A 12,389-nucleotide genomic window follows, 5' to 3' on the forward strand; every position below is an offset into this window, starting at 1 on the left:
TGCCAGCAATTTGCCTACGTTGCAAGGGGGCAAATCGGACTCAGGAAGCGGTGGACTCCCGCACCACGAGCCGGTGCGGCGCCACGACCTCCTCGGCCGCGACGGACGGGTCGTCGATGCGGGCGACGATGCGGCGCACCGCCTCCCGCGCGATGAACGGCGTGTCCAGGGAGACCGTGCTCAGCGAGGGCCGCGCGAACCGGCCCTCCTCGATGTCGTCGATCCCGACGACCGCCACGTCCTCGGGGACGCTCAGCCCGGCGTCGAAGACCGCGCGCATCGCGCCGACCGCGAGGAGGTCGGAGAAGCAGAAGATCGCGTCGGGCCGCGGGTCGAGCGCCATGAGCGCCGTCGCCGCCTCGTACCCGTCGGTGCGGCTGTAGTGCGGCGCCGGGGTCGCGTACCCCGGCCGCGCCTGGAGTCCCGCCTCCTCAAGGGCCGCTTCGTATCCGGCGGTGCGCAGCAGCGGCGTCGAGTACTCCTCCAGGGGCTGCGCCCCGATCGCGGCGATCCGGGTCCGCCCGGCCGCCACCAGGTGCGACACGGCGTCCCGGGCGGCCTGCACGTTGTCGATCGCCACGTGGTCGAAGCGCCCGTCGAACTCGTGCTCGCCGAGCAGCACCAGCGGCATGTGCTCGGAGCGGTGCATGTCGAGCAGCTCGGACTTGGTCACGAGCGGGCTGAAGAGGATGCCGTCGAACAGCATCGTGCGGTCGTCGCCCATGAGGAGGCGCCGCTCGCGCTCGTGGTCGTGGCCGGTCTGGTCGATCATGACGCGGTATCCGAACTCGGCGGCCGCGTCGATCACGTCGCGGGCGAGTTCGCTGAAGTACGGTACGTCGATCTCGGGCACCACGAGCGCGAGCATCCCCGTGCGGCCGGTGCGGAGGGTGCGCGCGACGGGGTTCGCGCGGTAGTCGAGCTCCTCTATCGCGGCGAGCACGCGCTGGCGCATGCGCTCGCTGACGTGGGCGTATCCGCTCACGACATTGGACACGGTGCGGACGGAGACCTGCGCCAGTTCGGCGACGTCGCGAAGTGTTGCCGGCATACGGCCCATCCTACCGTTTGCAACGTCGGCAAAGGGTGCTAGGTTTTGCACACGTTGGAAAATCACACAAGGGAGTGTTCCATGCAACGCCATCTCCTCCGGCGACGCGCCCTGCTCGCGTCCGCCGCCCTCGCCGCCGGGGCCCCCGCCCTGGCCGCCTGCGGACCCGACATCGCCTCCGACGAGGAATCCGGCGCGTCGAGCCTCCTCAAGGCCCCCGACCGCACCGAAGGCGAGATCACCGTCTGGGACCGCTCCGGCGACCTCTTCGAGGTCTTCGAGGGCGTCATCGCCGACTTCAACGCCAAATATCCCGACATCAAGGTCAACCACGTCGCCGTCGACATCGACGCGAAGCTCCAGAACACGCTCATCACCGGCGCCGACGTGCCCGACGGCGTGTTCCTCGACGACGCCAAGGTCGGCGGCTTCACCGACTACCTGTGGGACCTCAGCGACGTGCTCGCCCCTTACGCCGCCGACATCGCCCCGCAGAAGCTCGACGTCAACACCGTCGGCGGCGGCGTCTACGGCGTCCCCTTCGACCTCGACCCGGGCCTGCTGTTCTACAACGCGACCGCCCTCGAAGCCGCCGGGATCGACGTCGAGGCGATCGAGACCTACGACGACCTGCTCCAGGCCGCCCGCGACTACCAGGCCGCCGTCCCCGGCTCGGCCCCGATCCACCTGGAGCAGTCCGCGTTCCTCGGCCAGCTCCAACTGGAGATGTACGCGAGCCAGCTCGGCACCTCCATCGCCGACGCCGACGGGAACCTCCGCCTCGACACCCCCGAGTTCGAGCGCATCCTCACGTTCCTCGACACCGTGCGGCAGGAGGGCCTGGGCACCCGCGCCGAGTACCTCACCCCCACCGACATCGCCGAACTCGACAACGGCAACCAGGTGTTCTACCCCTGGGCCATCTGGTTCTCGTTCGCGCCGCAGCAGGTCCTCACCGAGACCGCGGGCGACTGGCGCGCCACCCAGCTCCCCGCCTGGGACGCGGGCGGCGCCCGCTCCGGCGCCATGGGCGGCTCCTCGTTCGTCCTGCCCAAGGACGGCAAGAACGCCGACCTCGCCTGGCTGTTCTACGAGTTCCTCATGTTCGACGAGGCCGGGTACGCCGCCGTGTGGGGCCCCGGCGACGTCTACCCCGAGGGCCTCGCCACCTCCATCCCCAGCTACACGCCCGCCGCCGACCCCGCCAAGCCCCTCTACAGCGGCATCACCGCACTCGGCGGCCAGGACCTGTGGACCGTCGCCACCGAGGCCGGGGCCCAGATCCCCGGCGGCACCCCCACGCCCGCCTGGTGGACCGGCGCCGTCGACTACCTCGGCAACGACGTGCAGCGGATGCTCGACGGCGACCTGACCCCCCAAGAGGTCCTCGCCCAAGCGAGCGAGGACATCCAGACGAACCTGGTCGACCGCCAGTGACGGCCCTGACCACCGCACCCGCGACCCGGCGCGCCCCTCGCGCCGGGCGCGGCCCGCGCCTGCGGCGACGCCTCGCGCCGTACGTGTTCGTCCTGCCGTTCGTCGCGGTCTTCGCCGCGTTCAGCGTCTACCCGCTGTTCTTCACCGCCCGCCTGTCCTTCACCGACTGGCGCGGCACCGGCGCGGCCACCTGGGTCGGCTGGGACAACTACACGTACCTGCTCACCAACCCCGCGTTCTGGTCCTCCCTCGGGAACTCCGCGGTCCTGTGGCTGCTCATCGTGCCCGTCCAGATGGCCCTCGGCATCCTCGTGGCCGTCCTGCTCAACAACGCGAAACTGCGCCTGCGCGGCCTCTACCGGGTCGCCTTCATCGTCCCGTTCGTGACCCCGCTCGTGGCCGTCGCCCAGATCTGGGTCGTCCTGTTCGACCAGCGGTACGGCGCCGTCAACGCGTTCCTCGGCCTCTTCGGGCTCCCCGAGACCGGCTGGCTCACCACCAGCGCGTGGGCCAAGCCGACCCTCGCGCTCCTGTTCCTGTGGAAGACCACCGGGTTCATCGTCATCATCCTGCTCTCGGGCCTCCAGTCGATCAACAACTCGATCTACGAGGCCGCCGACCTCGACGGCGCCTCCAAGGCCCGCCAGCTGTGGAGCATCACCGTGCCGCTCCTGCGGCGCACCATCGGGTTCGCGGTGGTCCTCCAGACCCTCGCGGTGTTCCAGATGTTCGCCGAGCCGTTCGTGGTCACCCAGGGCGGCCCGTACAACTCCACCACCACCGCGGGCTACTACCTCTACAACCACATCACCCGGGCGGACCTCGGCACCGGCGCGGCGAACTCGTTCCTCCTGGTCGTCCTCGTCATGGCGCTGTCGCTCCTGTTCGTCCGCCTGCTGCGAGCGAAGGACTGACGATGGCCGCCAACCCAGAACGCACCCGGCCCCACGTCGGCTCCCACCTGCTCCTGACGCTCCTCGGCATCGCGTTCCTGTTCCCCGTGGGCTGGGCGCTCCTGTCCGCCTTCAAACCCGCCGACGACATCGTCAGGTCCCCGCTGACCTTCGACCTGTCCACGTTCACGCTCGACAACTACACCGCGATGTTCCAGGACGTGCCCATCGGACAGGGCTTCGTCAACACCGCCGTCGTGCTGCTCGTCAAGGGCGCGGCCACGATGTTCCTCGCCCCGCTCGCCGCCTTCGCCTTCGCGAAGTACCAGTGGATCGGCAAGAACCTCGTCTTCGGCGCGGTCCTCGTCACCCTCATGCTCCCCACGATCGTCCTCATCATCCCGCTGCTGCTGGAGATGAAGGAGCTCGGCTGGGTGAACACCTACCAGGCGCTCATCCTCCCCGGCGCGGTCGACGCCTTCGCGATCTTCTGGATGCGGCAGGTCATCAGCGCCGTCCCCGACGAGCTGCTGGACGCCGCCCGCGTCGACGGCTGCGGCGAGTTCGCCATCTTCTGGCGCGTCGTCGTCCCCGTCATCCGCCCCGGCCTCGCCGGACTCGCGGTCCTCACCGTCATGAACATCTACAACGACTTCGTCTGGCCCGTGGTGGCCGCGAGCTCCGAGCGCATGGCGACCCTCCAGGTCGTGCTCTCCACCCTCGCGCAGAACATCACCGGCAACCGCATCGGCGCCGACTACGCCACGGTCACAGGCGAACTGCTCGCGGCGAGCTCCGTCGCACTCGTCCCGCTGCTGGTGCTATTCATCCTGCTCCAGCGGCACTTCATCAACGGCATCCTCGCCGGCAGCGTGAAAGGCTGACGCATGACCCTCCCACCCGAGACGCCGCGCCCCGAATACCCGCGGCCCGACCGTGACCGCTCCGCGCGCTGGCAGAACCTCAACGGCGCCTGGGACTTCGCCGCCGACGGCTACGAAGGCCCGATCACGGTCCCGTTCGCGTGGGAGAGCCGTGCCTCGGGGGTGCGGCGGACCTGGCTCGAACGCGGGACCTACCGCCGCACCGTCACCGCCCCCGCCGAGTGGGCCGGGTCTCGGGTCGTGCTCAGCTTCGGGGCCGTCCACCACCGCGCGGTCGTGCGCCTCGACGGCACCGTGGTCGGCGAGCACACCGGCGGCTACGAGTCCTTCGAGTTCGACGTCACCGACGCCCTCGCCCCCGGCGTCCCCGCCCTCCTCGAAGTCGAGGTCGAGGCGCCCGCCGACAAGCGCGCCATCGCCCACGGCAAGCAGCGGTCCCTCCCGCGCGACGACTACGACGGCGTCTCGTTCACGCCCACCTCCGGGATCTGGCAGACCGTGTGGCTCGAAGCCCGCGGCCGCACCCACGCCGCCTCCGTCGCCCTGCGCGGCGACAGCCTCACCGGCATCGACGTCACCGTCCGCCTCGCGGGCGACGCCCCCGCCGGGGCCGCCGTCACCGCCGCCGCCGACACCGGCGAGACGATCACCCTCACCGCCGACGCCGACGGCGTCGCCAAGGGCCGCATCGAGATCCGCGAGCCGCGCCTCTGGAGCCCCGCCGACCCCCACCTGTACCGCGTCGAGATCCGCACCGGCGAAGGGGACGCGGCCGACCTCGTCACCGCCGCCACCGGCCTGCGCCGCTTCGAGACCCGCGGCGAGGAACTGCACCTCAACGGCGAGCGGATCTACCTGCGCGGCGTCCTCGACCAGGGCTACTGGCCCGACACCGGCCTCACCGCCCCCGACGCCCCCGCGCTCCTGCGCGACCTCGAACTCGCCCGCGGCCTCGGCTACAACCTCGTGCGCAAGCACCTCAAGTTCGAAGAGCCCCTGTGGCTCCACGAGGCCGACCGCACCGGCATGCTCGTGTGGGCCGAACCCGCCTGCCCGAGCCGCTTCTCGCCCGAGGCCGCCGCCGCGTTCGAGGCCCAGCTCCCCGCCATGGTCGAACGCGACGGCAACCACCCCTCCATCGTCATCTGGGGCCTGTACAACGAGGAGTGGGGCCTCGACTGGGACATCCCCGGCAGCCCCGCCCGCGCCGAAGCCGCCGTCCACGCCTACGAGCGCCTGCGCGAACTCGACGCGACCCGCCCCATCGTGGAGAACTCCGGCTGGTCCCACGTGCGCACCGACCTCCTCGACTGGCACTACTACGAGCCGAGCATCGCCGGATGGAAGGACGCCGTCGCGCGCCTCGCCTCCGGCGAGCAGGAGGACTTCCCCGTCCGCCTCGGCCCCGACTTCATCGTCGACAAGTCCCTGTACGGCGACGCGTCGTTCCCGCGCGCGGGCGTCCCGATCATCAACAGCGAGTACGGCGAGGGCTTCACCAGCCTCGAACGCGCCTGGCACCTGCGCTGGGAGACCCAGGAGCTGCGCCGCCACGACCGGTTCGCCGGGTACGTGTACACCGAGTTCGCCGACGTCGAGCACGAGGCCGCGGGCCTCCTCGACGCCGACCGGCGGCCCAAGGACTGGGGCGGGGCCGTCCCCGCCGACGTCAACGCCGACACCGTCCTGGTCCTCGACCTGGTCCCGCTCGCCGCCGGCGCCGACATCGAACCGCCCGCCGCGCCCTTCGCGCTCGACGTCCACGTCTCCCACCACGGCCCCGACGCCGCCTCCGGCACGATTCAAGCCGCCTGGGTCCCCGCCGGGACCCCCGTCGGCACCGCCGTCCCGCAGGCCCAGACGACGACCGACCCGGTCAAGGCCGAGCCCTTCCGCCTCTCGCCCGCCGTCCAGCTCACCGTCCCAGCCCGCGAGACCCCCGGCCGCCTCATCCTCTGGCTCGCCGACGACCAGGGCCGCACCCTCGCCCGCGCCCACCTCGACGCCGCCGCGACCGAACCCCCGAACCGCCGCGGCGCCCGCCCCGGCGAATTCGAGGACGCCCCGGCCCCCGGCCTGGCCTGAGCCCCGCGACCGGCGCCCCCGATCCGGGGCGCCGGTCCGGAACCTGGGATCGCATTGACATGCCGCCGGACGCGACCTAGCTTGTACTGGCAAGCGTTATACCGGTAAAGCAGACCAGGCCCAAGGAGCACCCACCCGTGAACCGACCGATCGTCCGCCACGCGCCCGTCATCGGACGCGTCCCCCACCTCCTGCACGGCGGCGACTACAACCCCGACCAGTGGCTCCCCACCAAGGAGACCACCTGGAAAGAGGACATGCGGCTGGCCCGCCTCGCCGGGATCAACACCCTGTCCGTCGGCATCTTCTCCTGGGCCGCGCTCGAACCCGAAGAGGGCCGCTACGAGTTCGGCTGGCTCGACGAGATCCTCGACCTCATGGCCGAGAACGACATCACCGCCGTGCTCGCCACCCCCACCGGCGCCCGCCCCGGCTGGATGAGCCACAAGTACCCCGAGGTCCTGCGCGTCAACAAGGACCGCACCAAGAACCTCCACGGCGGCCGCCACAACCACTGCCTCACCTCCCCGGTCTACCGCGAGAAGACCACCGCGATCAACACCGCGCTGGCCGAGCGGTACAAGGACCACCCGGCGCTCGGCGTGTGGCACCTCTCCAACGAGTACGGCGGGGAGTGCCACTGCGACCTGTGCCAGGAGCGCTTCCGCACCTACCTCCAGGGCCGCTTCGACTCCCTGGACGAGCTGAACCAGGCGTGGTGGACCGGCTTCTGGGCCAAGACCTACACCCAGTGGTCCCACATCGAGTCGCCCTCCTCTCACGGCCGCGGCGAGCAGGACATCCACGGCCTCAACCTGGAGTGGATGCGGTTCACCACCGAGCAGTTCGTGGACTTCTACCTCCACGAGACCGCCCCGCTCAAGGCCGTCACCCCCGACGTGCCGTGCACGACGAACCTCATGGGCACCTACCCGGGCGTCGACTACTACCGGCTCGCGCAGGTCCTCGACGTCGTCTCCTGGGACTCCTACCCCGAGTGGACCGGCACCGACAAGGACGCGGCGAAGGGCGCCCGCGCCTCCTTCCTGCACGACCTGACGCGCGGTCTCAAGGGCAAGCCGTTCATGCTCATGGAGTCCTCGCCCTCGGCCACGAACTGGCGCCCCGTCGCCAAGCTCCACCGCCCCGGCGTCCACCTGCTCCAGTCGCTCCAGGCCGTGGCCCACGGCTCGGACACCGTGCAGTACTTCCAGTTCCGCAAGGGCCGCGGCGGCTCCGAGAAGTTCCACGGCGCCGTCGTGGACCACGAGGGCACCGAGCAGACCCGCGTCTTCAAGGACGTGGCCGAGGTCGGCGCCCGCCTCGCGGAGCTCGACGGCGTGGTCGGCACCGACACGCCCGCCGACGTCGCGGTGGTCTACGACTGGCACCTGCGCTGGGCCCTGGAGGACCAGAAGGGCATGCTCCAGGAGCGGACCGCCTACGAGCGCACCGTGATGGAGCACCACCGGGCCTTCTGGGAGCGCGGCGTCCCCACCGACGTCATCGATTCCTCGCTCATCGCCACCCCGGGCTACCTCGACCGGTACAAGGTCCTCGTCGCCCCGATGCTGTACATGCTGCGCCCCGGCGTGCCCGAGGCGATCGACGCGTTCGTGCAGCGCGGCGGCACGTTCGTCGCCACGTACGCGACGGGCTACGTGGACGAGCACGACCGCACGTTCCTGGGCGGCTTCCCCGGCCCGCTCCGCGAGACGCTCGGCGTGTGGGCCGAGGAGATCGACGCCCTGTACCCCGAGGACCGCAACGCGGTCGAGTGGAACGGCCAGTCCTACGAGGCCGTGGAGCTGTGCGAGCTGATCCACGCCGAGACCGCCGAGCCCCTGGGCGCGTACGGCGCCGACTTCTACGCGGGCCGTCCGGCCCTGACGGTGAACCGCCGCGGCGAGGGCAAGGCGTACTTCATCGCCGCCCGCACCGGGGCCGATTTCCTCGCGGACTTCTACGGCGGGCTCATCGCCGAGTCCGGTGTGGAGCGCGCCCTCGACGCGGACCTCCCCGCGGGCGTCACCGCGCAGGTCCGCACCGACGGGACCACGGACTACGTGTTCGTGCTCAACTTCACCCCGGAGGCGGTCGCGTTCGAGGCCGCTGGCGAGACCGTCGAACTCGCCCCGTTCGGCAACACCGTGATCGAGCGCCCGCGCGCTTAGTCGCACACGACAGGGCCCCGCCGAGTCGCCTCGGCGGGGCCCTGTCCCCTTCCCCTAGTTGATGATCAGCTCGAACGTCGTCGTGTTGTTCCGGATGTCCTCGTTGTTCCCGCTCAGTTCGAGGCCGTTGAAGACCGCCTCACCGACCGCCGGGCCCTGACCGGGCTCGGGCATCTCGTTGACCCAGATGCCGATGCCGGACTTGGACTGGAACTCGTCGCCGCTGAGCCGCGCGCCCGTGACCGAGACGTCGGTGAAGACCGTGTCCGCGACCGGGAACTCCGGCTGGCTGCCGGTGTACTTGGTCTGGAACATGATCCCCGAGTACGTCGGGTCCACGATGTCCACATCGCTCACCCTGATGCCCTGGAACACCTTGGACGCCGAGAACAGCCAGATCCCCGGGAACGTCTGCTGCCCCCAGAAGTGGCCGCCCGCCCTGACCACCGAGATGTTCTCGAAGTCGGTGGTCGGGCTCGATCCGAAGCCGTCCATCGGGTACCCGAAGTCCAGCGAGCTGATCGTGATCCCCGAGTACACGAGCGTGTCGGCGATGTGGATGTCGCGGAACGTGTTCCCGGTCCCGCCGTAGACCGCCAGGCCCGCGGCCCGCCACGTCAGGATCGAGGTCAGGTTCTCGTACACGTTCCCCGACTGGAGGCCGCCGCCGGAGTCGGTGGCCGCGAACAGCGCGAAGCTGTCGTCGCCCGAGGCCCGCGACTCCACGTTCTGCACCAGGTTGTCGGTGCTGCCGTTCGTCATGTTGATCGCGTCCGCGAACAGGTTCCGCGTCCTGGAGTCCGTGATCTGGATGCCGTCCATGTTGGAGCCCCAGAACATGCACACCTGGTGCTCGGTCCACGTATTGTCGATCGTCATGTCCGAGACGTTCTGCCAGTCGAAGACCTTGCCCGGCCCGTCGATCCGGCTGGTGTAGTTCCCGAAGTACGCGAACCCGGAGAACACGGAGCCGTTCGCGGTGGCCTCCGCGCGGAAGCCCACGTCGGTGTTCTCCTGGTTCTCCGGCGCGTAGAACCGGGTGTACCAGGGCCCGGCCCCGATGACCTCGACGGCCTTGCCGTACACCTGGAACTTCTGCGCGGTCGCGTAGTCGCCCGCGGGCAGGTACACGCCGTCGAGGTTCCCGGTGGTGTCCATGCGCACCTGGTCGAGCGCGTTCTGGACGGCCTGGTGCGTGAACCCGGAGGGCTCGACGTACCGGGCCGGGTCCGGGTTCCCCTGCGGCGCGACCTCTTCGAGGCTGATGAAGTCGATCGCGTAGTAGGCCGCGGTGTTCGCCGCGTCCTTCTGCAACCGGATCGTGGACCCCGCCGGGATCACGTCGTCGAGCAGCACGTTCGCCTCGTCGTAGATGTGCCTGGCCGGGCCGGAGCTCGGCGAGTTGTTCGGGCTCGCCTCGGCCCCGTACAGCCACGCGTACTTCGAGGTCAGCTCGACCGGCTGCACGAACTGCCCGTTCACGTACAGGTTCAGCGTCGAGTCGATGCCCCCGCCGCCCGCGGCGTCGGGGATCGCGAAGCGCGTCACCAGCGTGTTCGTGTCCGTGGTGGTGGTGAACTGGACGTACTCGCCGGTCCCGTCGAGGACCACGGCCTGGCGGCCGCTCGCCTCGCCCGCGAGGTCGCCGATCTTGCGGTTCGGGCTGAGGATCTGCGCGCCCCCGCCCGGAGTGGCGTGCTCCGCTTCGTCCAGCGTGTACGGCATGTCCGCGCCGCGCCCGACCGACAGGGTCCGGCTCGTGGTGTTGTTGCCCTGCTTCACTTCGTGCTCGTTGCCGTCCACGGCAACTGTGACCTCCACGGTGTACTGGCCGTCCACCGCGGTCCACGACCCGAGGCCGATCGAACCGGTGCTCGCGCCCGCCGCGATGACGCCGCTGTGCGAGCCGGTGAAGGTCCGCACGACCGCACCCGTGTCGCTGTCGATCAGCTTGAGCGTGACGCCGTGCGCGCCGCTCGCCGAGGCGAGGCTCCCCTGGTTCTGGATCACCACGCCGAACTCGACGGCGTCGCCCGCGGACGGGCTGCTCGGCGTCCACGTGACCGCGGAGGCCACCAGGTCCGACGTGGCGATCGCGCTGACCGCCAGCGGGTTCGCGTGCGTGTACTCGTTGTTCTCCTCGTCGCTCTCCACGACGGTCCCGTTCGGGTCCACCGCGGCGCCCACCTCGTGGTCGCCCGCCGTGAGTGAGCCGATCGGGACGCTCACCGTCTGGCCCGCACCGGCCGCGAGGCTCGCGACGGCGGCGCTGCCGACGACCTCGCCGTCCACGGTCAGGTCCACGGCGCTCGCGGGGGAGGAGACCTCGCCGGTGTTCTCGACGCGGGCCGAGAGGGTCACCGCGTCGGTCTCGCTCGGCGCGGCCGGGCTCCACGACATGCCGGTCACGAGCAGGTCCGCGGCGGGCGCGGCCTCGCCGAACACCTGGAACTCGGCGACCTGGCCGTTCGGGGCGCCCGTGTTCCCGGTGAACTGCAACCGGATCTCGCCGTACGTGCCCGAGACGGGGACGGTGACCGTGTTGCCCGAGGCCGGGTCGAACGCGTACGCCGCCGACGCCTTGATCTGCGCGAAGTCCCCGCCCGCGGCGTCGCGCGCGAGCACCGAGAACGTCTGCGTCCGCGCGCCCCACACCGGATCGGGGTTGAGCTTCACGACGACGCGGTCGAGCTCGGCGTTGATCCCCAGCGACACCGTGAGCGTGCTCGGGTAGGCCCCGTTCGCGCCCTCCCAGTACGTGGTGACGTCCCCGTCGTTGGCGTTCGCCGCCGCGAAGGTGTGCACTGTGGAGGAGGCGGTGATCGGCTTGTGCACGGCCAGCTCGCCGGTCTGCGAGGGCGCGCCGGACTGGCCGTACACCTCGAACTCGCTGATCTGCGCGGCGGGCCAGCCGGTGTTGGCGGTGACGACGAGCCTGACGTACTGCACGTCGGCGGCGTCGAGGTCGATGCTCACCGTGTTGCCGCTGTTGGGATTGAAGGTGTACCCCTGCGCCGCGGCGAGGGTGGTGAAGGCCGATCCGTCGGCGCTGCCGCGCACCTCGATCGTCTGGGTCCGGGTCTGCCAGGACGGGAGCGAGGGCAGGTCCAGGACCACCTCGGTCACGTCGGCGGCGGCGCCGAGGTCCACCTGGATCCACTGCGGGAAGGCGCCGTTGGCGCTCTCCCAGTAGGTGCCCTGGTTGCCGTCGGCGGCGTTGGCGGCCGTGTAGCCCTGCGTCTGGCTGCTGGCGGTCATCGTCCTTCCCGCCGCCAGGTTGTCGCCGCCGGCGGCCTGCACGGCCGCGGCGGGGACGAGCGCTGCCGCCGCGGCGACGACCGCAGTCGCCGCCGCGATGGCGAGGCGCGTGAGTTTCATGATGACTCCTTGTTCGGGGGAGGCGCTGTCCCGATCCATTTCGGGCGCTTTCCGGGCACCACACATTGGATCGACAAGCGTCGATCTCTTCGGGAATTTGGAGGTATGAAGTGGCTGGATGAGATAGGTTTAGCGCTATACCTAAGTGGTGATTCTAATCCCGGCAAATTACGCTTGTCAATACGTCGCTCCCGTCGGTCCCCATGGGAGCGATGGGCATAAAAAAGACCGGGTCCCGGGGCCGCCTGCACGGTGGCGGTTCCGGGACCCGGCCTGCTTCAGGCGGGGGTGCTACGCGAAGGGGTCGTCGTCCTCGTCCTCCGGGCCGCCGCCCCACGTGTCCTCTTCCTCGGCGAGCCAGTACTTCATCTCGTGGTCCTGGTCGTCGCCGGGCCCGCGGCCGCCGGGGCCGCCGCCGCCCATCATGCCGCCGTGGGCGCCCGCCGCGCCGGCGCCCTTGCCGCCGGCCGCACCGGCCGCGCCCGCG

The 12,389-nt window shown here is 70.6% G+C and carries 7 protein-coding genes and 1 pseudogene; 5 read left to right on the plus strand and 3 right to left on the minus strand.

The window, feature by feature from the left end:
- Positions 1-40 precede the first annotated feature (40 nt).
- Positions 41-1,051, minus strand: a complete 1,011-nt coding sequence (locus tag ACFFXY_RS12495; protein ID WP_382350515.1) for a LacI family DNA-binding transcriptional regulator — start codon at positions 1,049-1,051, stop codon at positions 41-43.
- A gap of 81 nt (positions 1,052-1,132) precedes the next feature.
- Between ACFFXY_RS12495 and ACFFXY_RS12500 the strand changes: the two genes are divergently transcribed.
- The 5 genes from ACFFXY_RS12500 (at position 1,133) to ACFFXY_RS12520 (ending at position 8,524) form a co-directional block, all read left to right on the plus strand.
- Positions 1,133-2,488 carry an extracellular solute-binding protein gene (locus ACFFXY_RS12500; RefSeq protein WP_382350518.1) on the plus strand — a complete coding sequence of 452 codons (1,356 nt, stop codon included), beginning with the start codon at positions 1,133-1,135 and terminating at the stop codon, positions 2,486-2,488.
- Positions 2,485-3,402, plus strand: coding sequence for a carbohydrate ABC transporter permease (locus ACFFXY_RS12505; RefSeq protein WP_382350521.1), 918 nt, complete (start codon positions 2,485-2,487; stop codon positions 3,400-3,402). The genes ACFFXY_RS12500 and ACFFXY_RS12505 overlap by 4 nt, the downstream gene beginning before the upstream one ends.
- A 2-nt stretch (positions 3,403-3,404) precedes the next feature.
- Positions 3,405-4,265, plus strand: coding sequence for a carbohydrate ABC transporter permease (locus tag ACFFXY_RS12510; RefSeq protein WP_382350523.1), 861 nt, complete (start codon positions 3,405-3,407; stop codon positions 4,263-4,265).
- Positions 4,266-4,268: 3 nt separating this feature from the next.
- Complete coding sequence (locus tag ACFFXY_RS12515; protein ID WP_382350526.1) at positions 4,269-6,350, plus strand: glycoside hydrolase family 2 protein; 2,082 nt, start codon at positions 4,269-4,271, stop codon at positions 6,348-6,350.
- A 149-nt stretch (positions 6,351-6,499) separates the two neighbouring features.
- Positions 6,500-8,524: a beta-galactosidase gene (locus tag ACFFXY_RS12520; protein ID WP_417398526.1), complete on the plus strand. Its 2,025-nt coding sequence runs from the start codon at positions 6,500-6,502 to the stop codon at positions 8,522-8,524.
- Positions 8,525-8,578: 54 nt separating this feature from the next.
- Here ACFFXY_RS12520 and ACFFXY_RS12525 read toward each other — a convergent pair whose 3' ends face one another.
- Positions 8,579-11,902 (minus strand): discoidin domain-containing protein, encoded by a 3,324-nt coding sequence (locus ACFFXY_RS12525; RefSeq protein WP_382350532.1) that lies wholly within the window; start codon positions 11,900-11,902, stop codon positions 8,579-8,581.
- Between the two features lie 291 nt (positions 11,903-12,193).
- Positions 12,194-12,389, minus strand: a pseudogene (locus tag ACFFXY_RS12530) (hypothetical protein); the annotation flags it as partial.

Origin of the sequence: Glycomyces mayteni, assembly GCF_042428885.1 — a bacterium.
Lineage (GTDB): Bacteria > Actinomycetota > Actinomycetes > Mycobacteriales > Micromonosporaceae > Glycomyces > Glycomyces mayteni.